The sequence below is a fragment of the Paracoccus aerius genome, from assembly GCF_014656455.1.
In the GTDB taxonomy this organism is placed as follows: Bacteria; Pseudomonadota; Alphaproteobacteria; order Rhodobacterales; family Rhodobacteraceae; genus Paracoccus; species Paracoccus aerius.
The window spans coordinates 22,364-45,853 of the sequence record NZ_BNCL01000007.1 but is presented as its reverse complement, the minus strand read 5'-3'; the positions used below and the strand labels follow the sequence as shown (position 1 = coordinate 45,853).

At 63.5% G+C, this 23,490-nt stretch carries 20 protein-coding genes and 1 tRNA gene; 2 read left to right on the top strand and 19 right to left on the bottom strand.

Annotated features, from left to right (window positions below; genetic code table 11):
- Positions 1 to 9: 9 nt before the first annotated feature.
- The 7 genes from IE224_RS10045 to IE224_RS10020 form a co-directional block, all read right to left on the bottom strand.
- Positions 10 to 1,041 (bottom strand): hypothetical protein, encoded by a 1,032-nt coding sequence (locus IE224_RS10045; RefSeq protein ID WP_191310033.1) that lies wholly within the window; start codon positions 1,039 to 1,041, stop codon positions 10 to 12.
- Positions 1,025 to 3,220: a DNA methylase gene (locus IE224_RS10040; RefSeq protein ID WP_191310031.1), complete on the bottom strand. Its 2,196-nt coding sequence runs from the start codon at positions 3,218 to 3,220 to the stop codon at positions 1,025 to 1,027. The genes IE224_RS10045 and IE224_RS10040 overlap by 17 nt, the downstream gene beginning before the upstream one ends.
- Positions 3,221 to 3,984: 764 nt before the next feature.
- Entirely contained in the window at positions 3,985 to 4,437 is a 453-nt protein-coding gene (locus IE224_RS10035) for a hypothetical protein (protein WP_191310029.1), read from the bottom strand.
- A 200-nt stretch (positions 4,438 to 4,637) separates the two neighbouring features.
- A complete protein-coding gene (locus tag IE224_RS10030; RefSeq protein ID WP_191310026.1) occupies positions 4,638 to 5,159 on the bottom strand; it encodes a helix-turn-helix domain-containing protein in 522 nt (173 codons plus the stop codon).
- A 298-nt stretch (positions 5,160 to 5,457) separates the two neighbouring features.
- Positions 5,458 to 5,781 (bottom strand): winged helix domain-containing protein, encoded by a 324-nt coding sequence (locus IE224_RS21390; protein ID WP_373305539.1) that lies wholly within the window; start codon positions 5,779 to 5,781, stop codon positions 5,458 to 5,460.
- A gap of 610 nt (positions 5,782 to 6,391) precedes the next feature.
- Positions 6,392 to 7,690: a tyrosine-type recombinase/integrase gene (locus IE224_RS10025; protein WP_191310024.1), complete on the bottom strand. Its 1,299-nt coding sequence runs from the start codon at positions 7,688 to 7,690 to the stop codon at positions 6,392 to 6,394.
- Between the two features lie 206 nt (positions 7,691 to 7,896).
- Positions 7,897 to 8,364 (bottom strand): Lrp/AsnC family transcriptional regulator, encoded by a 468-nt coding sequence (locus IE224_RS10020; RefSeq protein WP_167621504.1) that lies wholly within the window; start codon positions 8,362 to 8,364, stop codon positions 7,897 to 7,899.
- Positions 8,365 to 8,474: 110 nt separating this feature from the next.
- Between IE224_RS10020 and putA the strand changes: the two genes are divergently transcribed.
- On the top strand, positions 8,475 to 11,876 hold the full coding sequence (gene putA / locus IE224_RS10015) for a bifunctional proline dehydrogenase/L-glutamate gamma-semialdehyde dehydrogenase PutA (protein WP_191310022.1): 3,402 nt from the start codon (positions 8,475 to 8,477) through the stop codon (positions 11,874 to 11,876).
- Positions 11,877 to 11,923: 47 nt separating this feature from the next.
- On the opposite strand, the gene IE224_RS10010 is transcribed toward putA, so the two are convergent.
- The 12 genes from IE224_RS10010 to IE224_RS09955 form a co-directional block, all read right to left on the bottom strand.
- On the bottom strand, positions 11,924 to 12,397 hold the full coding sequence (locus IE224_RS10010) for a 6,7-dimethyl-8-ribityllumazine synthase (RefSeq protein WP_191310020.1): 474 nt from the start codon (positions 12,395 to 12,397) through the stop codon (positions 11,924 to 11,926).
- Between the two features lie 4 nt (positions 12,398 to 12,401).
- Positions 12,402 to 13,517 carry a 3,4-dihydroxy-2-butanone-4-phosphate synthase gene (ribB, locus tag IE224_RS10005; protein WP_191310018.1) on the bottom strand — a complete coding sequence of 372 codons (1,116 nt, stop codon included), beginning with the start codon at positions 13,515 to 13,517 and terminating at the stop codon, positions 12,402 to 12,404.
- 184 nt (positions 13,518 to 13,701) lie between these two features.
- Positions 13,702 to 13,777 (bottom strand) — tRNA-Phe (locus IE224_RS10000).
- Positions 13,778 to 13,816: 39 nt separating this feature from the next.
- Positions 13,817 to 14,023, bottom strand: coding sequence for a DNA gyrase inhibitor YacG (locus IE224_RS09995; RefSeq protein ID WP_167621500.1), 207 nt, complete (start codon positions 14,021 to 14,023; stop codon positions 13,817 to 13,819).
- The gene (locus IE224_RS09990) at positions 14,023 to 15,072 is read right to left on the bottom strand and encodes a ribonuclease E/G (RefSeq protein WP_191310016.1); all 1,050 of its coding nucleotides are present in this window, start codon (positions 15,070 to 15,072) and stop codon (positions 14,023 to 14,025) included. Before IE224_RS09990 ends, IE224_RS09995 begins: the two co-directional genes overlap by 1 nt.
- Positions 15,069 to 15,689: a Maf family protein gene (locus IE224_RS09985; RefSeq protein ID WP_191310014.1), complete on the bottom strand. Its 621-nt coding sequence runs from the start codon at positions 15,687 to 15,689 to the stop codon at positions 15,069 to 15,071. Before IE224_RS09985 ends, IE224_RS09990 begins: the two co-directional genes overlap by 4 nt.
- A 13-nt stretch (positions 15,690 to 15,702) precedes the next feature.
- The gene (gene infA / locus IE224_RS09980; RefSeq protein ID WP_036636451.1) at positions 15,703 to 15,921 is read right to left on the bottom strand and encodes a translation initiation factor IF-1; all 219 of its coding nucleotides are present in this window, start codon (positions 15,919 to 15,921) and stop codon (positions 15,703 to 15,705) included.
- Positions 15,922 to 16,007: 86 nt separating this feature from the next.
- A complete protein-coding gene (locus tag IE224_RS09975; protein ID WP_191310011.1) occupies positions 16,008 to 17,105 on the bottom strand; it encodes a FliM/FliN family flagellar motor C-terminal domain-containing protein in 1,098 nt (365 codons plus the stop codon).
- Positions 17,106 to 17,165: 60 nt separating this feature from the next.
- Positions 17,166 to 19,820 carry an ATP-binding protein gene (locus IE224_RS09970; RefSeq protein ID WP_167621496.1) on the bottom strand — a complete coding sequence of 885 codons (2,655 nt, stop codon included), beginning with the start codon at positions 19,818 to 19,820 and terminating at the stop codon, positions 17,166 to 17,168.
- Positions 19,810 to 20,091, bottom strand: coding sequence for a hypothetical protein (locus IE224_RS09965; protein ID WP_191310009.1), 282 nt, complete (start codon positions 20,089 to 20,091; stop codon positions 19,810 to 19,812). The genes IE224_RS09970 and IE224_RS09965 overlap by 11 nt, the downstream gene beginning before the upstream one ends.
- 5 nt (positions 20,092 to 20,096) lie before the next feature.
- Positions 20,097 to 20,453, bottom strand: coding sequence for a response regulator transcription factor (locus tag IE224_RS09960; protein WP_167621495.1), 357 nt, complete (start codon positions 20,451 to 20,453; stop codon positions 20,097 to 20,099).
- Positions 20,454 to 20,516: 63 nt separating this feature from the next.
- Positions 20,517 to 21,776 (bottom strand): helix-turn-helix transcriptional regulator, encoded by a 1,260-nt coding sequence (locus IE224_RS09955; RefSeq protein WP_191310007.1) that lies wholly within the window; start codon positions 21,774 to 21,776, stop codon positions 20,517 to 20,519.
- A 176-nt stretch (positions 21,777 to 21,952) separates the two neighbouring features.
- Between IE224_RS09955 and IE224_RS09950 the strand changes: the two genes are divergently transcribed.
- On the top strand, positions 21,953 to 23,350 hold the full coding sequence (locus IE224_RS09950; RefSeq protein ID WP_167623381.1) for a helix-turn-helix domain-containing protein: 1,398 nt from the start codon (positions 21,953 to 21,955) through the stop codon (positions 23,348 to 23,350).
- Positions 23,351 to 23,490 lie beyond the last annotated feature (140 nt).

The following is a 23,490-nucleotide window of genomic DNA, read 5'->3' as shown; positions in this document are numbered from 1 at the left end:
CGCGTCAATCTACCGAGTTACGTAGTTCTTCAAGCTCGAATATTGCACCATCTCAGGAATGGTTTGCAGAGTGAAGATTTTTCCTTGTGTCGCTTCGAGCAGCTTCTTCATATCCTGTCGTCGCTGCTTGAAACCCCGTCCTGCGATACACGCGATGACTTCGTAACGCGGTCCCTCTTTAAGAGAACGATCTTTTAGGCTCATCGTGCGCAGGTGTTGAACGCGCGTCACCTTGTCTCGCGCGGTCCCATCATCATTGGTCAACTTTGCCTCAATCACGATGCGGGGATTATATTCACTCGGGATGATAAAATCAGGAGCTTGTTCGAAGCCAGCTATCCGTTCGGCACGTTTAGTTTTTCGGAAGCTTATATGGTGTTTTGTGAGCAGTTCTTCGATTGCCAATTCGACAACATCGCCGACTAGCTCACTAACAGAGTCTCGATGTCCAGCGAACGGGCGCCCAAGGAAGCGCTCATAAAGCAACATAGAATAGGGTACTCCTAGGTCGGCTAGAGGCGCGATGCTTGCTAAGCCGGAGATAGTATCTGCCTTGCTCAGGCGATGAATGAGCTTGCCGTCCACCAGTTCGGGTCCTGTTGTAAGCAGACGACATGCGGCAATGACGAGCGCGCGCACGCGCTCGGCAGTGACACCTGATGTTTTGAGCGGAACACCGGGTCTGAGCCTCACTCTTCGATCAATCGCACGAGCCGCGTTCTGCGGAACTTCTAACTTGATCTCCGCCGTCGCGGCATCAGCCCATTCCGGAGGCGTAAAACCAAGCATCGCCCGAAGGACAATTAATACTATTGGCTTCTCAAAGGAGAGCCGAAGGATCGACTCTGTATCCAGTATTGAAAAGCCTTTGGTGTTCTTTTTAAGAGCCTCGTATCCATCCTCAAAAATAGGATACTCTAAAAACCCTTCCCCTTTAGGCATTGTCATAAAATCGGATTGAAGAGTAGAGAAAACTTCATCTACGTATAATTCAATATTCTGTTCGATTTCAGCAAATGATACTTCAAAAGGTGATGGCATTTTTCTCTAGGCCCTTCATATTCGCGCCTCCAGCTGGCAAAACTTGAAAATGAGTAGTAAATCCTGCTGCCTCACATTGTGCGACAATTGCTTCGGGATCACCAAAAGCCATTAGCTTCTCGGCGACCAGCCGCAGTTTAGCATCGGTGGTCATTGTTGCATCCCAAGCTTTACGAAGACTCCAAACGGCAAGACGCGACAGGTGTCCGAAGGTAATACAACGAATATCGCCTCGGCGGACCTTCATCCCGGCTTGGGATAGCTGTTGGAGCTCACCGATTATAAGCAAGGCTAGTTGATCGGCATTTTCGCAGAGTGTGCTTCTTGCCACTGTCCCATTTGTCCGGCACACGAATACCGTATCCACGATAGAGGAGCTCGTACCGTGGATATGAATGGAGCCCCCCATTTCTGCCGGACAAGGTAGTGCGGCGGAACAGACAAGTCCCGCATCCAGGATTGCGACAGAGACCGCCTCGTATGCTGAAAGCTTATTGTGGTGATAGGTGAATGCCAACGGTGCCCCGGGCTTCAGGGCCGTTGCCATCTTAGAATAAACGGCGGCTAGACCTTCCGTAAAGTGTATTAGCGTGCGACCTTGTGTCTGGTTTCCGGTGAGTTCTCCATCGTCACGTGATGACATGCGTTCGAAGCCTTCGGCCTCTTTGCCAAGGAGTGCGCGCAGCCAGACGTAACAGAAATCCATCAACTCACCGTATTGAACATTCCCAAAATATGGCGGGTCTGTGAAAACCGCGTCGAGACTGTTCGGTGAGATGTCAATCTCTGTTGAACTAATGCAGCGAATAGATATATCCCGCCGACGATGACCATTAAGACGCTCACCAATCCACTCGCCAGAAATTGGTACCTGCGTTTTCCGGTTACCTTCATGCCGAACTTCGAAAGGCGTGTCGCAGTAGCGCTTGGCCTTCGTGTACTTCTCTATGATGTTGCTCCACCCTCCTGATCCCACGTTGGCACCTCCGCTATTAGCAATGCCAAGAAGATTGGATTCAACTTGGATTAACCCAACAGGAAAACCATGAATCGAGAAGATGTCGAGGGACTTAAGCGCCATGGTATCATATCGACAAAGCATATTCTGATATCGTAGCAAGTCAGAGAAATTAGTGGCTAATGCATGACGAATTCGCTTATCGGGGATTGCGGCAATGTAGGCAGCACTTTTATCGAGCCCATAGAGCTGCCGCTCATTAAAGAGCTCCCGATACTTTGTGTAACCCCACCGGTGCAATCTGTCCGTCTCATCTCCGGGAAGAATGAGTTGCTCAGGCACATGTTTCGGAGAATGATCGGCCCACAATTTTTGGGCCGCTTCAAAACGCTCGTGATCTTTCTTATCGGGAGACTTGAAGAAGCGACCCTTATGATCCTTCTTTTTTGAGGGATTATAGTACTCTAGCGCAACTAAACGATGGCGAAGCGGACCATTTTCAGGTTGGGGGTACTTATTGGCTACGCCGCATGATGGACATGCGCAGCTATTGCGCTTTGCGGGACCCGCCATAGTGAGCTCCGCGTCACAAGATTTACATGCTCCAGGTTCGGAAACCGAGGCAACTTCGTTGAGAGCGTAGCATTTCGAGCAAACCAAAACATTAGCCGTATGGCGTTTGTCTTCCGCAATCCGGTAGCTAGGAAAGAGTGGAACGTCTTCGCTGCAATTCGTACAGGATACTTCCTTAACCCAGATGAAGTATTTAACCGGAACATCTTTATCGCCATAGATAGGGCAGTCGGTTTTGTAGAAACTTCCAATGTCCTCTTCGAGCGCCGAGAGGAGTTCACGAGCAGCTTTTTGATAAGCCGGAATATCGAGATGCTCGATTTCCTCCCGGACAATCCACGCTGACATGGGATTGATGTCATAGCCTTGTACGTCGCATCCCACGCGGTTGGCTTCGATGAGGGGGGTGCCTCCGCCCATAAAGGGATCAGCGACCTTCCTGCCAGGAAAATCGTTGCTTTCGAAAAAGGTATCTTCAATGGGGCGCTCGCCGAACTCTGAGAGAGTTAGTCCGCGGAAGAGGGTTCCAGGACGTCTTGCAAACCACTTATGCACCGCGATGATCGGCCGATAAATCTGCTGAATTTGCTTTTCCTTCAGAGCGAGCGCGGCAACGAAAGCGATGTTGTAGTTCTGCTCGATTGTCATGTGACGCCGTGGGTTGGAAATCGCGAACTTTGGGTGCTGGATCAGACGCTCTAGCGCATCCTCCCAACCACTACCACCGTAGACTGTGGTTCGGTAACGGGTCTGCCTCTTCAGAGAGCACGTCACCACTTAGCAGTCAGCGGCGCTGGCCAAGCAACTTTCTTTGTGGTTCTGGCGGTCTGGATAGCCGTTCCCTGGATAGGGCAGCTCTAGACGACTCTAAATGGAAGGAAGTACAGAGAGGAAGTGCAGATTTTGCACTCTGCCGCGCCTGTTGGTTCTTGCAGCGCCAACCAGCCGCGGCTCTTTCAATCGTGAGCACCGCTACAGTGCAAGAAAGACGCTCGACAACGTAGGTCAGCCACCTACCAGCAGAAATTACGGCATGAGATGTAGGTTACCGGGTACGAATGGGGCAAACCGCACTGAGATGTTGTATTGCAACGCGTTGCAATCAGAGAGACACAGGAACTGTATGTTATCAAGAACTTATAGAGTATCCCGGATGGGTAGGTTCTCGGCAAGTTTGCGGAATGTGCTAACCTACCCGATAGCCAGCCGAGGCCGAACGTTAGCTGCCAGAGAAGGGTGAATGTTCCCGTCGGGTTGGGATGGGAAACATCGCTGCGCGCATCGTCGGCAAGCAGGTCAGCGCGCCACCTTCCAGACGGTGTCTTGTCAGCCCGTCGATTATCCGGAGCCACCACAACCGACCCGCAATCAAATAGGCCGCGATGACCGCGATCAAAAGAGGCTGCATCCTTTCACCCTTCTTCTCGCTGGCGTTTATCCTCTAGGCGCTGGGCGGACAGAGATAGTTCTTGATACGGGCTAGCGGTATCGCCAGGGGGGCAGCCGCCATCGTCGTCATCGTCGTAGGGGAGTACAGGATATTCGGATGCTTCAGATGGACTATCGGCATCCGGGCGGGGGTCAAGGCTGTCCTCCGTGCCCCCTGCAAAACACTCGGACGGACCTGACGGACTAGTCCCAATATATGGCCAATCGGGGAGCACCTTTATGCCCTCCATCGGGTCGCGTGTAAGCGCCTTGCCCATCTCACGGCTTACCTCACCGCATATCCTGTCCCAGCGGGCAACAGCCTCGGTATTGCCGGACATCATAGCCCTGAAGTCTTGTTCCGTGATCAGTCCACTTTTCAACGCTCGCAATTCCTCCTTATGCAGGGACAGTTTCCAGTCATCATTGATGTTCATGATTAGGTTTCCTCTCGATAGCTGATGCGCTTCGGGCATCTGTTTGGCCGGAGCCGCCTTCTCACCGGCGAGCGGTTGGTGTCAGGAAGTTGGGCTATTCTTCCTGCCTCCCATACTGGTAGATAAGGATGTCGCAAAAGCTGTGACGTGAAGGAGCCAAAAAACTGACAAATCGTCACAACTATTAAGACAAGCCGTATTCATTTCTGTGACGTGCGCCGGGGATGCATATCAAAATGTATGACAGCGCTGTCGTCAGCCTTAAGACGGGGTTCTGTTTTTTCCCTCTTCCGGCATGGCCCTGGGTGGTTTGCCTTTACAACAGGGAAGTCGTTTCCAGACGACCATTGCAGATATTGCTTCCGGCCTGAAACCTGCCCTGGCATTGCTAGTTCGGTAATCTCATAGCAGGGTGATTTCGCTTCTCCTCCCACTCCCAAGCGGGCCGGTTCCTGCACATGGATAAAGCCCTTGCCTTGAAGGTCTCGGAATGCTTTTGCCGCCGTGTTTATGCTGCATCCCATGCAATCAGCCGCCTGACGCACAGAAAGCCGGATTTTCCCGTTGTTGTTTGCGCTTGGCCCGCCCCATTCCAGCTTCAGCCAAGGATATAAGGATTGGGCAACGGGCGACAATTCACGCCAAGCGGGCGTCGCCATCAGATTTCTAACCATTTTTGTGAAGTGCTCTGTCCGGATTTCGTTCCTGCGGTCACGCCCCATTGTTTATACCCCTATTGCGCTGCAACGGATTGCACTGGGTGAAAAGAACAGCTAGCAGGGCGTCTGATAGCTCGCGCCGCACCCTGCCACGCCAGAAGGGCCTTTTTTTGCCCCCAGAGCCACGGAAGGATGTCGCGGGCAGTCTGAAACGTGTAGGCGCCCCCATCGACCTCTGGCCCGGCACCCAGCCACCGTGCGCAGGGTTGGGTGAAGAGTGGTATCGCCGGGTAGGCACTCGGACGAAGGAAAGACCGGTCATAGCCATTCGCATCTTCCTGAACAGCAAAGGCCTCCGACATCATTCCGTCTCCGTGACGGACGCAGGAACCGGAACCACAATCGACCGCAAGAAATATCGAGCGTGGGTTCCTTGGTATAATCCGCCATGTGGCTCCTTGGCGGTCAAAATATCTAGGCCTCTTTTCCGCAGCAGGAAGACCGAACTTGCCCAGCGTGGAGCAGGATCATCGTAGAAAGACGCTCCGGCAGAACCACCTCGGATTAGAGCCTCTAGGGCCGCCCGCTCTCGCGTCGGCCCAAGTGAAAACTGATTTGCCTGCGCCGCTCTGGTGTTGTGGACCGTATAATGTCGCACGTCGCTTGGATTTTTATGCGATGGCATGGTAAATGCTCCTTGAATGGATCAAGGGCGAGAGATAGTCTCAATTTACCTGTCAAGAGACTATGCCCCGCCCGTGCTTGCCGCTTGGGCGGGGTTTTTATTCGGTTAGTTTCTTCGAGTTTTCCCACTCCACTATCTCTTCTATTTTCCAGACTGTGCGGCGCGCCGAAAACCGATACGGCTTGGGAAAAGTGGGATCAGCCCTCAGACGTTTCCACGGAGTTAAAGGGTGTTCGCCGTGACGGGCAGCAAGTTGAGCAGCATTTAGAAAAATGGCCTGGGTATTCATAGTTACTCACCGCATTGGATAGGTTCCAAGGGCGAGATATATTCGAAAACAAATCAGGTCAATATCGTAAAATACTACTCCCTAAATTCATCGTCAACACACTAATTTGCAACAAGTTGCAATTCATATTGGAAACTGGAAGCTAGATGTTTAGCCGGATAAGTAACAATCCTCTGTACTGACGTCTAATCCGCTTTCGCTGTTCCTTTAATTGTCACGGCCGAAATGCAGGACCCTGCACGAAAGTAAATGCATAATTGGCGCAGAATTTGCGCTGATAGGAAGACGCTTCCGGAGGAAAGCGATTTGCAACCCGTTGCATCAGCCCCGCGCTCCGATGCTGATGACATTGCTTCCGGCTCCTGTGCCGGTCAGATAATCCGCCCAAGCTTGCATCATGGTCCGCCGCTTCTCCACCATATCTCCGCGCCGGTAAGACGCTTCCACCGCATTTGCCAGCCGGTGCGCCAAGGCCATTTCCGCCATATCGCCGGGGAAGTGGGTCCGTTCGGCAACCCAGTCGCGGAAGGTGCTGCGCAAGCCGTGGGGAACCGCAGGACGCTTGCTTACCCGGTCTATGTACCCGGGCAGGTCTTTCTTGGTTTCGGCCTCGTGCAGCCGTTTCATGGCCGCACTCAACGTCATGTCGGACATTCTACCGCCCCGCGGTGCCGGGAAGACCAGCGCATTGCCTGAAAAGCGCGGAAGAGCCTTCAGCAGCGAGACCGCTTCAGCAGTCAGGGGCACCCGGTGTTCGCGGTCCATCTTCATTCGTTCCGCCGGAATAACCCACATTGCGGCATCAAGGTCGATTTCATCCCAGCACGCGCCGCGCACCTCTTGTGATCGGGCAGCGGTCAGCGCCGCGAATTCCAGCGCCCGACTGCCAATTCCCTGCTTGGCCCGTATGGCTGCGAACCAGCGCGGCGCATCGTCTATCTGCAATGCCGGGTGATTGTCGCCCTTGGCAACCTTGGATGGCGTGGGCAGCAGTTCTTTCAGGTTGCCCGCCCAGCGCGCCGGATTGTCGCCCGTGCGGTGCCCGGACACCGTGGACCATGACAGCACCGCCTCTATTCGTCCGCGCAGTCGTGAGGCCGTTTCCGTCTTTGCTTGCCAGAGCGGTTCCAGAACCCGCAGCACGTCCTGAACCGTAATGTCCTGCACCAGCATTTCTCCCAGTTCCGGCATGGCATAGGTTTCGAGGGTGTTGCGCCATTGTTGGCGATGCTTGGGGTTCTTGAAGGCGTCCAGCTTCGCCGCAAGGTATCGCTCAACGGCATCCGCGAAGGATAGCCCCCTGCGCTGGGCCGCGACCAGCGCCGCCTTCGCCGCCTTCCGTTCTTCCACAGGGTCTATGCCGCGCCGTATCTGGTCCTTGATCTCGCGGGCGCGGTCACGGGCAACAGCAAGCGTCACCTCGGGATAGCCGCCCAGCCCAATTTCCCGCCGCCTGTTTCCGACGACGACGCGCAACAGCCATGTGCGCCCGCCGGAGGGGGTAATTTGCAACAGTAGCCCCGACACGCCACCAACTGCGAAGGTGACATTCTTCCCCTTGCCCGAATGTTGCAGGCGCTTGACTTCAAGCGCGGACAGTTCCCTTGCAGCCTTCGGCATCTCTTACCCGCTATAATACCCGCCATAGCTATAGCATCCCATTGGATTTCACCGCAACTCACGGGAAGATCATGGTCAAAAAATTTCTATGATATAATGTGTTATAAGGCTTCAAAGTCCCTGTAAGGACTGCGAAGCAACCCTAATATGGCGGGCACCCTCTCCGCCACTTTCACGTCATCCTGGCCCTGCTGCCATCCTGCGGTCTATTCGCCCAGGGTGAAGGTCTGCTCCACCACCGCCTCCATGGACACATAGCTTGACGTGTTGCTGATATGCGGCAGGCCCGAGATCTTCTCCGCCATGATGCGCCGGAAATCGGCCATGTCGCGCGAGCGGACCTTGATCAGATAGTCGAAGCCGCCGGCGATCATGTAGCATTCCTCGATCTCGGGAATGGCGCGGACGGCGGCGTTGAACTGTTGCAGCGCGGCCTCCCGGGTGTCGCTCATGCTGACCTCGACATAGGTGACATGAGTCAGGCCAAGCTTCAGCGGCGACAGGATCGCGCGATAACCGGTGATAAGGCCGATCTCCTCCAGGTGCTTGATGCGCAGGGTGATCGGCGTCTTGGACAGGCCGACCTTTCGGGCCAGCTCGGCCACCGGGATGCGGGCGTTGCGCGTCAGTTCGGCCAGAATCCTGCGGTCATAGGCGTCCAGCTTGACATTCATCCTGAGGATCCTTCCGCAATTGTTCGATCTGCCCAGGACGATCTTCATCTTCAGGCACACGGCCTAGACATTCTCTGATAACTCCGCCGGACCAGTCAAGGAGTCAGGCCATGTCGTCTTCCGTCAGCCCCAGCGTCTTTTCCACCCAGGCCAAGTTTGCTGACGAAGCGCAGCTTCTGGAACACCTGACGGCCCAGGCCGGCCTGCAGCCCGCCGCCCGCGCCGCCATCACCGCCCGCGCGGCCGACCTGGTCCGCCGCATCCGGGCCGAGGCGCGTCCGTCCCTGATGGAGCATTTCCTGTCGGAATACGGCCTGTCCACGCGCGAAGGCGTCGCCCTGATGTGCCTGGCCGAGGCGATGCTGCGCGTCCCCGACAAGATCACCATCGACGCCCTGATCGAGGACAAGATCGCCCCGTCCGATTGGGGCAAGCACCTGGGCGAGGCATCGTCCTCGCTGGTCAACGCATCCACCTGGGCCCTGATGTTGACGGGCAAGGTGCTGGACGACGACCAGGCGGGCACGCTGCGCCGCATGGTGCGCCGCCTGGGCGAGCCGGTGATCCGCACCGCCGTGGGCCGGGCCATGAAGGAAATGGGCCGCCAGTTCGTGCTGGGCCAGACCATCAACGACGCCCTGTCGCGTGCCAAGACGCGCGAGGCGCAGGGCTTCACCTACAGCTATGACATGCTGGGCGAGGCCGCGATGACCGGGGCCGACGCCGCCCGCTATGACCGCGCCTATGCCGACGCCATCGCCGCGATCGCCAAGGCTTGCGACAAGGGCTCGGTCGAGGAAAATCCCGGCATCTCGATCAAGCTGTCGGCGCTGCATCCGAGATACGAGGTTGCGCAGGAAGGCCGCGTCATGCGCGAGCTGGTGCCCGTCGTGCTGCGCCTTGCTCGGCAGGCCAAGGCCGCCGGCATGGGCATGAACATCGACGCCGAGGAACAGGACCGCCTGGTCCTGTCGCTGAAGGTCATCGAGGCGGTGCTGTCCGACCCCTCGCTGGCCGGATGGGACGGGTTCGGCGTGGTGGTGCAGGCCTATGGCAAGCGCGCCAGCCAGACCATCGACTGGCTGCATGAGACCGCGACCCGGCTGGACCGCCGCATCATGGTGCGCCTGGTCAAGGGCGCCTATTGGGACAGCGAGGTCAAGCGCGCCCAGGTCGAGGGGCATCCGGGCTTTCCGCTGTTCACCAGCAAGGTTGCGACCGATGTCAGCTATATCGCCAATGCCCGCAAGCTTATCGGCTATGCCGACCGGATCTATCCGCAATTCGCCACCCACAACGCCCATACCGTCGCCGCGATCCTGGAAATGGCCGGCGACATTCGGTTCGAATTCCAGCGACTGCACGGCATGGGAGAGCGCCTGCACGACATCGTGCTGCGCAAGACGGGCGGCCGCTGCCGCATCTACGCCCCTGTGGGCGCGCATCGCGACCTTCTGGCCTATCTGGTGCGCCGCCTGCTGGAAAACGGCGCGAACAGCAGCTTCGTGAACCAGATCGTCGATGAGACCGTCACGCCCGAGGAAGTGGCGCGCGATCCCTTTGATGCGCTTGCCACCGCCAAGGCCCCCGCATCCCTGCTGGCCCCGGCGGACCTGTTCGGTTCCTCGCGCCGCAATTCGGTTGGGTTCGACCTGTCGGACGAACAGACCCTGGCGCGGATCAACGCGGCGCGGGATGTTGCGCTGTCCGACGTGGCGCCGCTGACCGTATCCCTGCCCACGGGCGAGGCGCATGAGGTGGTGAACCCCGCCACGGGCGAACGCCTGGCCTCGGTCCTGATGGCCGATGCCGCAACCACCGCCCGCGCCATCGACGATGCCCGTATCTGGGACGCGCCCGCGTCGGAACGCGCCGCCGTCCTGCGCCGCGCGGCCGACCTCTACGAGGAGAACTTCGGCCCGATCTTCGGCATCCTTGCGCGCGAGGCCGGCAAGTCGCTGGCCGACGCCGTGGCCGAACTGCGCGAGGCGGTCGACTTTCTGCGCTATTACGCGGCCGAGGGCGAGACGAATCCCGGCGCCCCCCGCGGCATCGTCGGTGCGATCAGCCCCTGGAACTTCCCGCTGGCGATCTTCACCGGCCAGATCGCGGCTGCGCTGATGGCGGGCAACGCGGTGATCGCGAAACCCGCCGAGGCGACGCCGATCATCGCGGCCCTGGGCGTCAGGCTGATGCACCAGGCCGGAGTGCCGCTTGCCGCCCTGCAGATGCTGACCGGGCGCGGCAGCGTGGTGGGCACCGCCCTGTCGCAGGATCCGCGCGTCAACGGCATGGTCTTCACCGGCTCCACCGCGACCGCGCAGACCATCGCGCGGACGATGGCCGGGCACCAGGCCCCCGGCACGCCGCTGATCGCGGAAACCGGCGGGCTGAACGCCATGATCGTCGATTCGACCGCCCTGCCCGAACAGGCGGTCCGCGACATCGTGAACGGCGCCTTCCGGTCGGCGGGCCAGCGTTGTTCCGCCTTGCGCTGCCTTTACGTGCAGGAAGACATCGCCCCCCACCTGATCGAGATGATCAAGGGCGCGATGGACGAACTCGTCGTGGGCGATCCCTGGAACCTGTCCACCGACGTGGGCCCGGTGATCGACACGCGCGCGCGTGACGACATTGCAAGCTATCTGTCCAGCAACGGCACCCGCGTCATCCACAAGCTGCACGCGCCGTCGCGCGGAACCTTCATCGCGCCCACCATGCTGCGCGTCGGCGGGATCGGCGACCTGGAACGCGAAATCTTCGGGCCGGTCCTGCATGTGGCGACCTTCAAGGCCGACAAGCTGGACCGGGTCGTGGCCGACATCAACGCGCGCGGCTTCGGGCTGACCTTCGGCCTGCACACCCGCATCGACAGCCGTGTGCAGGAAATCTCGGACGCGGTCCATGTCGGCAACATCTATGTCAACCGCAACCAGATCGGCGCGGTGGTGGGCAGCCAGCCCTTTGGCGGCGAAGGGCTGTCGGGGACCGGCCCCAAGGCCGGCGGCCCGCGCTATGTGCCCCGGTTCTTCGCGCCCCGGGCACCTGCCGGCGGCACCGGAAACTGGCAGGCCCAGGCCGACGAAGCCCGCATCCGTTCGCAGCTTGAGGCCCATGTCTCGCGCAAGATCGACGAGCGCCTGATGCCTGGCCCGACTGGCGAGTTGAACCGCCTGACGGCCCATACGCGACCGCCGGTGCTGTGCATGGGGCCGGGTGCAGACACCGTGGCCGCCCAGATGGCCGCCGTTGCGGCGCTTGGCGGTGATGCGGTTGGCGCGGATGGCACGCTTGCGCCCGATGTCCTGACGCGCCTGCCGGCCATGGCTGCGGTGCTGTGGTGGGGCGACGAGGCGCAGGGCCGCGCCTATGCCGAAGGCTTGGCCGCACGGGACGGAGAGATCGTGCAACTGATCACTGGCCTGCCCGACTTCGGCCATGTCGCGCATGAACGCCACCTGTGCGTGGACACGACGGCGGCGGGCGGCAACGCGGCACTGCTGGCGGGATAAGGAAAGGGGGCCGGAAGGCCCCCTTTTTCATGACGTGGCGCGGGCGGTCAAACCTGCCAGCGACGCTTCAGCGCGATCAGGTGCAGCGCCGCCGCCGCAGCACCGCCGCCCTTGTTCTGGCCCTGCGGATCGGCCCGAACCTCGGCCTGTGGCAGGTTCTCGACCGTCAGGATGCCGTTGCCGATGCAATGTCCCTGCAGGCCCAGCAGCGTCAGCCCGCGGGAACTGTCATTGCAGACCGTGTCGTAATGGGTCGTTTCGCCCCGGACCACGCAGCCCAACGCGACATAGCCGTCGTAAAGGTTGCCCGCGGCCGCTAGCGCAATTGCCGTCGGGATCTCAAGCGCGCCGGGAACCTCGACCAGATCGACCTCGGCGCCTGCGGATTCTGCTACCGCGCGGGCGCCCGCGACCAGTCCGTCGGCCACCTGCCGGTAATAGGGCGCGACGACGATCAGCAGGCGCAGGTTGCCGTCGATGCGGGGCAAGGGCAGTTGATGGTGTTCGATGCTGGCGGCCATGGGTTCACTCCTTGATCGGGCGGGTCGAATGGATCGACAGGCCATATGCGTCCAGGCCGATCACCCTGACCGGCGCCGAATTGGTCAGCAGGATCAGATCCGACAGCCCCAGCACCGACAGGATCTGCGCGCCCAGCCCGTATTGGCGCAGGACATGGGACGAAACCTCGTCCTGGCGCGGCAGGCGCGGCTCGATGTCGCGGAACAGCACCACGACGCCTCTGCCCTCTTCGGCGATCATCCGCATCGCCTGGCCCAGCGTGCCTGCGTTCTCGCGCCCGATGCCCAGAACGTCGTGCAGCGGATCCAGGACGTGCATCCGCACCATCACCGGGCCGGGCTGCGTCAGGTCGCCCTTGGTCAACACGATATGTTCGGCCCCCGAGGTGTCGTCGGCAAAGACCCGCATCATCCAGTCGCCGCCGTGGACGGACGTGACCGCCATCTGGCCGCGTTCCGCGATCAGGTTGTCGTGGCGGCGGCGATAGGCGATCAGCTGGCTGATGGTGCCGATCTTCAGCCCGTGCCGTTGCGCGAAGGCCACCAGATCGGGCAGGCGCGCCATCGTGCCGTCGTCGTTCATGATCTCGCAGATGACGCCCGACGGATTCAGCCCCGCCAGCCGCGCGACATCGACCGCGGCTTCGGTATGGCCCGCGCGGACCAAGACGCCGCCTTCGCGCGCGCGCAGCGGAAAGATGTGGCCGGGCGTGGCGATGTCGGACGGACCCTTGGTCGGGTCGATCGCCACGGCGATCGTATGCGCCCGGTCCTGGGCCGAGATGCCGGTGGTCACGCCCTCGCGCGCCTCGATCGACATGGTGAAGGCGGTCTCGTGGCGGCTGGAGTTCTTGGCGCTGAGCAGCGGCAGCCCCAGGGCGTCGATCCGTGCGCCGGGCATCGACAGGCAGATCAGCCCGCGCCCGTGGGTCGCCATGAAGTTGATCGCCTCGGGCGTGGCCATCTGCGCGGGGATCACCAGATCGCCCTCGTTCTCGCGGTCCTCGTGGTCCACCAGGATGAACATCCGGCCGTTGCGGGCCTCGTTGATGATCTCCTCGATGGGCGAGATCGCTGCCGACCAATCCCGCTCGACCGGGCCGGGATTGCTGTCAGACATGCGCCGCTCCTGCAAGGTTTGCCTTTGGTGACATGTGCCTTCCTTTCGCAACGATCCTGCTTCGTGCACAGCGCCGCAAGACCGCGGCGGGTTTCGCAGCATCTGCACCGCGAACGGCCCCGGTGCAAGACCGGACGCTGCGCCAGACCGGATATCGGGATCAGATGGATTTCGAAAGGATGGATGGTGCCCGGAGACGGATTTGAACCGCCGACACGCGGATTTTCAATCCGCTGCTCTACCAACTGAGCTATCCGGGCAACCTTGCGCGCCGTCTGGCGCGTGGCGTGACGCGGTGTTTACGGACGCTTGATGCGACTGTCCAGACCCCCGCCGGTGTTTTTTTCGCTTTCCGGCGCCTGGTCCGACGACAGGTCGTCCTGCGGCAGGCCGGGGATGACATAATCGCCCCGCAGCCAGCGCGCCAGGTCGACATCCGCGCAGCGTTTCGAACAGAAGGGACGATAGGCCGGCACGCCCGGCTTGTTGCAGATCGGGCAGGCCATCAGCGGGCCGCCTGCGCCAGGCGATGCAAGGGGATGCGGTCGCGCTTGCGGTTGATTTCGTAAAGGCCCATCGTGGTCCAGCCGATCAGCGAGGTTTCGGCGCTTTCGCCCTTGAAGGCGGCACGCAGCACCTGGTCAAGCGTGGCCCGGTCGCGCTTGGGGACCGGCGCGAAATCCACCACCACCTGCCCGCCAAGCCCGCGCAGGCGCAACTGGCGCGGCAGGTCGCGGGCCAGGGCGATATTGGCCTTCAGCGCGGCGGCGGGACTGGCGTCCTGGCCGGTGTTCACGTCGATGGCCAGAAGGGCGCGCGTGGGCTCGATCGCGGCATGGGCGCCGCCCGGCAGGGGCACGACGGGCGACAACAGCGCGTCCACCGCCTCGAGGACGCCGCAGCGTTCGAAGCTGTCAGGGCCTTCCTCGACCGCCTCGGGTTCGGGATCCGCCCAGTCCATCCAGGCCTGTTCATGGGGTGACGGGGCGCCGAGCAGCAGTTCCGGACCACCCGCCACCTCGCCCGCGATCCGGGCCGACAGGTCCAGAAGGCCGCGCAGTTCACCGGCAATATCCTCGTCTTCTGCGATCTCGGCGATGCTGCGGATGATGATGCCGGTATCCTCGGGGGGCAAGGCCGCCTGCCCCAGGCCGGTCAGCCGGGCACGGGTTTCATCTTCCCGGATGCGGCGGGACACGTTGATGCCGGGCGCGCCGGGCGTGACCAGCACGTGCCTGCCGCGCAGCAGGATGCGCCCGGTCACGGGCGTGGCCTTGCCCTCGTCCGCAACGCCCGTCACCTGCACCAGCAGCGACTGCCCCTCGCGCAGGCCGGATCGGTCTCGCAGATAGCCCCGCTGTCCTTCGGGCAGGCGCAGGAAGACGCCGCCCTGCCCCTTCATCAGGCGTTCGACGACGCCCCGGCAGATGTCGCCGGGCACCAGCGGAGACAGCGCGTTCGCGTCGACCAGCAGGTCAGTCAGGACGCCGTCCTCCAGAAGCGCGGCGGCCTCGACGCCGAAAAGCTGGCCCAGAACGACCTGACGTCCCTTCATGATCGGGGTTCCTTCATGGTGATACCGCAGGCCGCAAGCATGGCCGCCGTTTCCGACAACGGAAGGCCGACGACCGAGGAGAACGAGCCCTGGATCCAGGGGATAAAGGCTGCCGCCGCGCCCTGGATGGCATAGCCGCCCGCCTTGCCCTGCCAGTCGTTCATGTCCAGATAGGCTTCCAGTTCGGGGGGCGCAATGGGCCGCATCCGCACGGTGGTCTCGACCAGGCGGTCGCGGATGCGGTCGCCGTCGCGCAGGACCACGGCCGTCAGAACGCGATGGCGGCGGCCGGACATGAGGCGCATGAAATCCGCAGCCTCGGCCCGCGAGCCTGGCTTGCCAAGGATGCGGCGTCCGACGGCCACCGTCGTGTCGGCACAAAGCAGCACTTCGGACGGCGCCAGGTGGAAGGCCTGGGCCTTGGCAAGCGCAATGCGCCGGACATAGTCGCGCGCCAGTTCGCCCTTGAGCGGGGTTTCGTCGATATTGGCGCTGCGGACCTCGTCGGGGACGATGCCGATCTGCGCCAGAAGATCCAGGCGCCTCGGGCTGGCCGATCCAAGGATCAGCCGCGGGCGCGCATGGTCGTTTCGGGGGTCGGGACGGGGCGCGGTCATCGCGGCACCCGTGTCACTTGAAGCGATAATTGATCCGTCCCTTGGACAGGTCGTAGGTGTTCATCTCCACCTGCACCTTGTCGCCGGCAAGAACGCGGATGCGGTTCTTCCGCATCTTTCCTGCCATATGCGCAATGATCTCATGGCCGTTTTCCAGCTCGACCCTGAACGTCGCATTCGGCAGGAGTTCCTTCACGACGCCGGGGAATTCGAGCATTTCTTCCTTGGCCATGACCACTCCATCCTGATCGCCCCGGCTGATTCGGGACCGGGGTTAAATGGAACCGCCCCGCCGGGATTTCAAGTGTAATCAGCATTTCACGCCCCTGCCGCCTGCCGGGCAAGGGCGTCGCGGCCGGCGGGCTGGACCAGTTCAGCGCTGCGGAAGGGGTCGGCATGGGTCAGGTCGGGCGGCGTGGTCGTGACCGGCGGCATGATCGGGTCAAGCCGGCCTGCGGGGGTCGCTCGGGCCGGGTTGTGCAGCCGCAGGGCGTGGCAGCCCTCGGACTCGCCCAGCTTGCCTGTCGCCAGAAGCTGGCCGTCGCGCGTTTCCAACCGCGCCTCGGCCAGGGTGACGCGGGGCAGCGGCAACAGCTTGCCCGGCACCAGCCCGCGCAACTCGCCCAGCGTCATGGTGCGGCGGCAAAGAACCCCCACGACGTCGACCGGGGCCGAGGCCATGGCTGCGGCCAGGGTCGCGTCCGCAGCCGATGCGGGGGGTGCAAGCGGCGCACCATCCTGGGACGTGGCCGCTGGCGGCAGCGCCGCCGGGGGGTGCAGGGGCTGTGGCGCCCTAGCCTCGGCCTTGTGGGGCAGCGCGATCAGGATGGACCCATCGCGGGTTTCCGTGCCCCCCATGCGCAGGTCAAGGGACAGGCTGCGATAGGGCCGATCCTCCAGCATCAGGATCAGCGGGCGCGGATCGTCCAGGTAGGTGGCATAGCGATAGCCCTGCACGCCGCCGAAACCGTCAAGCCCAGCCATCTCGGATCCCAGTTCCGCCATCAGCGCGTTGACGAAATCGACGCAGATCGCCGCATCGCTGCGGGTCAGCCTGCGCCTTTCGCTGGGGCGCGCGGTGACGCGGCCCAAGGCCTGCACCTCGATCAGGGCGGTCACGGTCTCGAACCCCAGGGCCATCATGCCGACCTGGTCGCCCGGTCCCTGAAGGACGACCAGAAGACCTTGGTCGGGAAGCATTTCGGGCAGTTCGGCAAGGGTCGCTGTGCCCGGCTTGACCTCGACCGGCAGGACGGGCAGGCGATACAGGCGCTCTGCCGCGCGGCCCACCGCATTGGCTGCCGCGCGCGCGGGCGACAAGGGCTGGGGCTGCGGCAGGCGGGCAAGCTTGTCCCCGTCACGGTCGCGCGCCCGCAGCAGCGTCCTTAACAGTCCTGCCTGACCAGTTTGCGCCATGTTCGCCCCGAATCGTCCTTGCCTGATCCGCAATCTGGCAAAAAGCGGTTGAGAAAGGGTTTATGCGCGCCTCAGCCCCGCATCCGCCGGGACCGGCGGCCGGCGGGGCAGGACGATGCGGAAGGCCGCGCCGCCCTGGCCGGGCAGATAGGTGATCTCTCCGCCCAGGTTGGCCATGATCTCCTTGCAGATGGCCAGGCCCAGGCCCGCGCCCCCTGCCCGCGCGGGGTCGTTGAGGCGCGAGAACTTTTCGAAGATCAGCGCCTGGCGGGCGGTCTCGATCCCGGACCCGTTGTCCGCGATGTCGATCTGCGCCCCGCCGCGCAGGGTCCGGCGGACGCGGATGGACAGGACCGGAGGCTCGGCATCGCAATACTTGCGGGCGTTGCTGATGACGTTGATCAGCACCTGCAGCAGCCGATCGGCGTCGGTGATGACACCCACGTATTCGGCCAGCGGTTCCCGGTCCAGGCGGAACACCCGCTGGGGCTGGGTGGCCGAGGCGGCCGACAGCGCCCGTTCAATCAGGTCGTGCAGGTTCGCGGGCGTGATCGACAACTGCGCCTGCCCGCTTTCCAGGACCGAAAGATCCAGCAGGTCGTCCAGCAGGCGCGTCAGGCGGCCGGATTCGTCATAGATGATCTTCGCGAAGCGGTCGCGATCCGCATCCGACAAATCGGGCGAGCGGAGGATTTCCGAAAAGGCCCGGACCGAGGTCATGGGCGTGCGCAATTCGTGGCTGATCTGGCCCAGGAAGGCGTCCTTCTGGATCGACAGCGCCGTCAGCTTGTCATTCGCCTCGCGCAACTGGGTCGCGGTGCGGGCCAGTTCGGCGCGGGCGTTTTCAAGGCGCTGCGTTTCCTCCTTGGCACGCTGCGCCTCGGTCGCGACCTGCATCAGGTCGGACACGGTCAACTCGGACCCGCCGGCCACGCTGTCGATCATCGCATGGGCGGTGGCCGCGCCGATGGATCCCGCCAGACGCCGTTCCAGCCGCGTCAGGAAGCGCGGCGTCATGTCGGGCAGATAGCCGGACTTGCCCTGCGCCGCGGCCTCGGACTGGAAAAAGCGCAGCGCGTCCTCGGCCCCCCAGACGCGGCGGGCCATCACCAGCAGCGGTTCGACCTGGTCGGCGCCGCGGGCCATGCGCCCGTGACGGACCGGATCCACGGCGCTGACGAAGGACAGGCCCTGCAGGCGTTCGACCGGGTCGGGCATCCCGAAGATCGAGAAGACGATAAAGGCCAGCGTGTTCAGCGCCAGCGACAGGCAGATCGCGAAGGCCAGGGGATCCACGCTTGGCGGCAGCGCGGGATCTTGGCCGATGCCGACCGAGGGCAGGAAGATCAGCGCCAGCCACAAGGCAAAGCCCGTGCCCACGCCCGCATAGGCCCCTTGCCGGTTCGCCCCGCGCCACAACAGCCCGCCGATCATCGCGGGCAGCACCTGCGCCATGCCGGTAAAGGCCACCAGCCCCATCGAGGCAAGCGCCGCCGTCCCGCCCGTTGCGCGGTAATAGACCCAGCCCACCGCCATGACCGCCAGGATCGCCAGCCGCCGGGCGTTCAGGACGAAGCCGCGCAGATCCTCGGGGTCGCCCGTCTGGGGCTTGCGGCGCAGGATCAGCCACAGCGGCACCAGCCAGTGGTTCGAGATCATGGTCGCAAGCGCGATGGTGCAGACGACCACCATCGAGGTTGCGGCCGAAAAGCCGCCCAGGAAGACCAGAAAGGCCAGCCAGTTCTGCCCCGACTGCGCGGGCAGCGTCAGGACATACAGGTCGGGATTGGCGTCGGCGGGCAGAAGCTGCTGGCCCATGACCGCGATGGGCAGCACGAACAGCGACATCGCGAAGAGGTATGCCGGAAAGGCCCATCCGGCCACCGCCAGCCGATCCTCGTCCGCGGCCTCGACCACCAGCACCTGGAACATCCGCGGCAGGGCGATGATCGCGGCGCCAGACACGACGATCAGCGCGGTCCAGCGGTCGGGCTTCAGCAGCCAGCCATCATGGCCGGCCGCGGCCTGCGCGATCCGGTCCAGCATGTCGGCAGGGCCCTCGGCCAGTCCCCAGACCACGAAGACGCCAAGCGCCAGAAAGGCCATCAGCTTGACCACCGCCTCGAGCGCGATGGCCGTGACGACCCCGTGGTGGCGTTCGTCGGCGGCCAGGTTGCGGGTGCCGAAGACGATGGTGAACAGCGCAAGTCCCGCAGCCACCCACAGGGCCGTGCCGCCGCCGCCGGCAAGCGGGATGTCGGTCAGGCTGTCGGTCGCGAAGACCTCGAAGGACAGGCTGACCGATTGCAGCTGCAGCGCGACATAGGGCGTGGCGGCAATGACGGCGATCAGCGTGATCAGGGCGGCGAGGCGGTTCGACTTGCCGAAGCGGGCGGAAATCAGGTCGGCGATCGAGGTGACATGATGCATCCTGGCCACCCGCACCAGGCGCCGCAGCCCCCACCAGGCGCCGCAGAAGACGATGGTCGGCCCCAGATAGATCGTGGCGAATTCCAGCCCCGACCGCGTGGCGTAGCCGACCGCTCCGTAGAAGGTCCAGGCCGAGCAATAGACGGACAGCGACAGCGTATAGACCGCCGGATGGTCCAGCCACCGGACCCGGCCCCTGGAGGCGGCACGGTCGGCGGCAAAGGCCACGCCGAACATCAGCGCGACATAGGCCAGGCAGCCCGCGACAAGCGCCTCAAAGGGCATGGTCGTCGTCCCGCGCCATCGCCTGGGTCGCGCGCAGGGTGGCGGCATCCGCCCGGCGCAGCGCGCGGTGCAGCACGAAGATGGCCAGGATCAACCCGGCCCACAGGCCGAACAGCCAGACCGCGCCCGCCGCGAAGCTGACCTGCGCCGGGATCCACCAGACCGGGACCAGGACCAGGATCGCCGCCAGCATCGGAAGAACGCGCGCCGCGTCGCCAAGCCGCCGGCGGCGGAACGAGGCGCGTTCGAGAAACAGCGGCCGGTCGGGCATGGCGGTCAGTTCAGCATCCGGCGCACCATGGCGCGCAAGTCGTCATTGGCGAAGGGCTTGGCCAGCACGGCATCCGCCTGCGGCAGCGACAGCGAGGCCTGCCCGCGCGCCGTCAGCATCAGCACCGGCGTCGCCGCCAGGCTGGGATCCTGGTCGCCGCGAAGTTCCGCCAGGATCTCGGTCCCCGACCGATGCGGCAGCATCACGTCCAGGATGACCAGGCGCGGCTTGGCGCCCCTGATCGCCTCGATCCCGCCCGCGCCGTCGGCATGAAGCGCGACCTGCCAGCCTTCGCGGGACAGGATGAAGCGCACCGCCTCGGCGATGTTGGGTTCATCCTCGATCATCAGGATGTCGAGCATTCGGTCGATGGTCCCCCCAGGTGCCACGATAATGTGCCGGGCGGGCCCGCGCTGTCAAAGGATTCACGCCGCCAGCAGGATCGAGGGTTCACGCCGCGCCGCGCAATCGATGCGCGGGCAGATGCGGCAGGCGGGACCGATCAGCAGATCGGGGCTGCCGGGCGAGCCCGGCTCCTCGGGGAGGATCAGCATCTGCGCGCGGGTCAGCACCGGCCCCTCGGTCCCGAGGGGCTGGTGGCGGGTGGCCAGCGACAGGGTGCGGAACCGTCGGCCGTTCGGCGCCTCGACCAGCCTTGCGATGGCGGTCTGCGGCGCGGCAAGGGATTGGAACAGCGGCCAAAGCGGGCAGGCGTCGCCGGGACGCGGCAGGGGAAAGCCCGGCGCCGGGCGGCGCAGCGTCAGCGCGCCCGATCCGTCGCAGACCAGAAGGCCCGCCGCCTCGAACCCAGCCGGTTTCAGCAGCGCCAGGCGGCGCATCACCAGGTCCAGGGGCTGGCGCAGCCGGTCGGCCATGCGCAGGGGGTCGGCCTCTTCCACCGCGGCCTCGGCCAGGGCCGCATCCGGCAGGGCCAGGCGCTCCTCCTCCATCCGCAGCAGGTGGGCGCGAGCCAAGGCGCGGGCGGCATCCGAGGCCAGGTCGGCCGCCTCCTCGACGGGCGGGGCGCCCGCTGCAAGCCAGGCCTCGACCTCCTCCTGCGGGGTGAAGATCGCGTCCTGCGCCTCGAAACTGTCCAGATAGGCAACAAGGGCCTGCGCGGTGCTGGACAGGCGCAGGCTGTCCCCGTCCAGGTTCGCGTGAAACCGCGCGCGCCAGTCGGGCGGGATTTCGCCCCCTTCCGCCAGGATCGAAGCCGTGGACCGGACCGAAGTCACCGCCGACAGCACCTCGTGCAGGGTGGTCAGCAGATAGGGATCCTGCCGCATCCGGTCAGACAGGGTGACAAGCTGGCGTTCATGCGCATCGGCCCGTCGCGCCGTGGCGATCAGCGCCGAGGCCCAGCCGGGAAATCGGGCCAGCAGTTCGGGTGTCTGGTCCAGCTCGGGCGTCACGTCGTCGGGCAGCCGCGCCGCGGCCTCGCGCAGCGCCGCGATCTGGGCCTCCTCGCGCCCTTCGGCCAGTTCGGCCGCCGACACGTCCAGCGCGGCGGCCAGGCGCAGGACCAGATGGTCGCCCACCGGACGGCGGTTGTGCTCGATCAGGTTCAGGTAGGCGGCCGAGATCCCGGCCTCGCGCGCCACGTCCGCCTGCCGCCGCGACAGCGCCAGGCGGCGTTCGCGGATGCGGGTTCCCGTCAGGACGCGGTTTCCGGGGCGCTGCTTCATGACACGATCAAACCGCGTGGCGGGGCGGGGTGCAAGCCGCAACGATATCTTAGGGATTTTGTGCCACGATCATGCCATGATCCTGATCCGTCCCATCGTCGGTCCATCCATCGCGGCTCTTGTCGTGACCGCTTTGCAAAAGCTAATGCAGCTTTTGCAAAAGGGGGGGACGCATCATGGCCATGCAGAAGATCTATGCCGGAACGTCGTTGCGCGAAACGCGGGGGCGCAGCGGGCTGACCCAGCGGCGCTTCGCCGAACGGCTGGGGGTGTCCCTGCCCTATCTGTCTCAGATGGAAAACAACCACCGCCCGATTTCCGCCGGGGTGCTGCTGCGGCTGGCGCAGGAATTCGGGGTGGACCTGACAACGCTGGCTGCGGGCGACGCCGAACGCATGGTGATCGACATGCAGGAAGCCCTGGCCGATCCGCTGTTTGATGCCGTTCCGCCCCTGGCCGACCTGCGCCTTGCCGCCACCAACGCGCCGGTGCTGGCGCGGGCCTTCCTGGACCTCTACCGCGCGCATCGGCAAGGCCAGGAACGCCTTGCCGCCCTGGACGAGGCGATCGGGGCGTCCGGTCAGAACGCCCTCTCCACCCCGTGGGAGGAGGTGCGGGACTTCTTCCATTACTGCGACAACTACATCGACGCCGTGGACCGCGCGGCGGAACGCTTTGCCTGCCCGGCGGGCCAGCGGCTGGATCCGTGGGATGCGGGCGTCGCAGCCCTTGCCGCCCGCGGGATCCGCGTGACGCGGGCGGAATTGCCCGCCAATGCGGTCTTTCGACGCGTGGGGACGGAAATCCATGTGAATGCCGCCGCCGAACGGCCGACGCAGCTTTTTCAGCTGCTGCATCTTGTTGCTTTGGAACGCCAGTCGGACCTGCTGGACGCTACGCTGGATCTTGCGCGGTTCCGCAGCCAGACCGCGCGGGACGTGGCGCGGGTGGGACTTGCCAACTATTTCGCGGGGGCGGCGCTGATGCCCTATCGCGCCTTTCTGGCCGCAGCCCAGGCCGAACGGCACGACCTGGAACGGCTGGCGCACCTGTTCGACGCTTCGCTGGAACAGGTGGCGCACCGTCTGTCCACCCTGCAGCGGCCCGGCGCGAAGGGGGTTCCCTTCTTCTTCGTGCGCGTCGATCAGGCGGGCACGATCACCAAGCGCCATTCCGCCACGCGCCTGCAATTCGCCCGCTTCGGCGGCGCCTGCCCCTTGTGGAATGTCCACCAGGCCTTTGAACAGCCCGGCCGCTTCCTGCGCCAGCTGGCCGAGACTCCGGACGGGATGCGCTATCTGCTGATGTCGCGCGACGTGTCCAAGCACGCGGGCGCCTTCAACGCGCCGGTGCGCCGCTTTGCCATCGGCCTGGGCTGCGAAGTGTCCCATGCCGGCAGCGTCGTCTATGCCGACGGGCTGGACCTGACCAAGCCCCGCGCGTTCGAGCCCATCGGCATCTCCTGCCGGATCTGCCCCCGCCCCGACTGCCACCAGCGGTCCGTGCCGCCCATCGACCGGCCGCTGCGCATACCGGGCGAACGCAACGGACCACTACCCTATGAGATATCCTGAGGGCGGCCCCTACATCTTGTGCCAGTCGGCGGATTTTTGCCCGAAGGGGCGAGGTTCCGCGCATAAAGGGAACCGAAACGATCCTGATGTTGCCAGGAAGGCACACATGCGGTTTACCCGCAGCGAACCGGAACCAGATC

Excerpts from the sequence above, each read along its gene's own strand:
- IE224_RS10045 (WP_191310033.1), bottom strand. The coding sequence starts at position 1,041 with ATGCCATCACCTTTTGAAGTATCATTTGCTGAAATCGAACAGAATATT.
- IE224_RS10040 (WP_191310031.1), bottom strand. The coding sequence starts at position 3,220 with ATGACAATCGAGCAGAACTACAACATCGCTTTCGTTGCCGCGCTCGCT.
- IE224_RS10035 (WP_191310029.1), bottom strand. The coding sequence starts at position 4,437 with ATGAACATCAATGATGACTGGAAACTGTCCCTGCATAAGGAGGAATTG.
- IE224_RS10030 (WP_191310026.1), bottom strand. The coding sequence starts at position 5,159 with ATGGGGCGTGACCGCAGGAACGAAATCCGGACAGAGCACTTCACAAAA.
- IE224_RS21390 (WP_373305539.1), bottom strand. The coding sequence starts at position 5,781 with ATGCCATCGCATAAAAATCCAAGCGACGTGCGACATTATACGGTCCAC.
- IE224_RS10025 (WP_191310024.1), bottom strand. The coding sequence starts at position 7,690 with ATGCCGAAGGCTGCAAGGGAACTGTCCGCGCTTGAAGTCAAGCGCCTG.
- IE224_RS10020 (WP_167621504.1), bottom strand. The coding sequence starts at position 8,364 with ATGAATGTCAAGCTGGACGCCTATGACCGCAGGATTCTGGCCGAACTG.
- putA (WP_191310022.1), top strand. The coding sequence starts at position 8,475 with ATGTCGTCTTCCGTCAGCCCCAGCGTCTTTTCCACCCAGGCCAAGTTT.
- IE224_RS10010 (WP_191310020.1), bottom strand. The coding sequence starts at position 12,397 with ATGGCCGCCAGCATCGAACACCATCAACTGCCCTTGCCCCGCATCGAC.
- ribB (WP_191310018.1), bottom strand. The coding sequence starts at position 13,517 with ATGTCTGACAGCAATCCCGGCCCGGTCGAGCGGGATTGGTCGGCAGCG.
- IE224_RS09995 (WP_167621500.1), bottom strand. The coding sequence starts at position 14,023 with ATGGCCTGCCCGATCTGCAACAAGCCGGGCGTGCCGGCCTATCGTCCC.
- IE224_RS09990 (WP_191310016.1), bottom strand. The coding sequence starts at position 15,072 with ATGAAGGGACGTCAGGTCGTTCTGGGCCAGCTTTTCGGCGTCGAGGCC.
- IE224_RS09985 (WP_191310014.1), bottom strand. The coding sequence starts at position 15,689 with ATGACCGCGCCCCGTCCCGACCCCCGAAACGACCATGCGCGCCCGCGG.
- infA (WP_036636451.1), bottom strand. The coding sequence starts at position 15,921 with ATGGCCAAGGAAGAAATGCTCGAATTCCCCGGCGTCGTGAAGGAACTC.
- IE224_RS09975 (WP_191310011.1), bottom strand. The coding sequence starts at position 17,105 with ATGGCGCAAACTGGTCAGGCAGGACTGTTAAGGACGCTGCTGCGGGCG.
- IE224_RS09970 (WP_167621496.1), bottom strand. The coding sequence starts at position 19,820 with ATGCCCTTTGAGGCGCTTGTCGCGGGCTGCCTGGCCTATGTCGCGCTG.
- IE224_RS09965 (WP_191310009.1), bottom strand. The coding sequence starts at position 20,091 with ATGCCCGACCGGCCGCTGTTTCTCGAACGCGCCTCGTTCCGCCGCCGG.
- IE224_RS09960 (WP_167621495.1), bottom strand. The coding sequence starts at position 20,453 with ATGCTCGACATCCTGATGATCGAGGATGAACCCAACATCGCCGAGGCG.
- IE224_RS09955 (WP_191310007.1), bottom strand. The coding sequence starts at position 21,776 with ATGAAGCAGCGCCCCGGAAACCGCGTCCTGACGGGAACCCGCATCCGC.
- IE224_RS09950 (WP_167623381.1), top strand. The coding sequence starts at position 21,953 with ATGGCCATGCAGAAGATCTATGCCGGAACGTCGTTGCGCGAAACGCGG.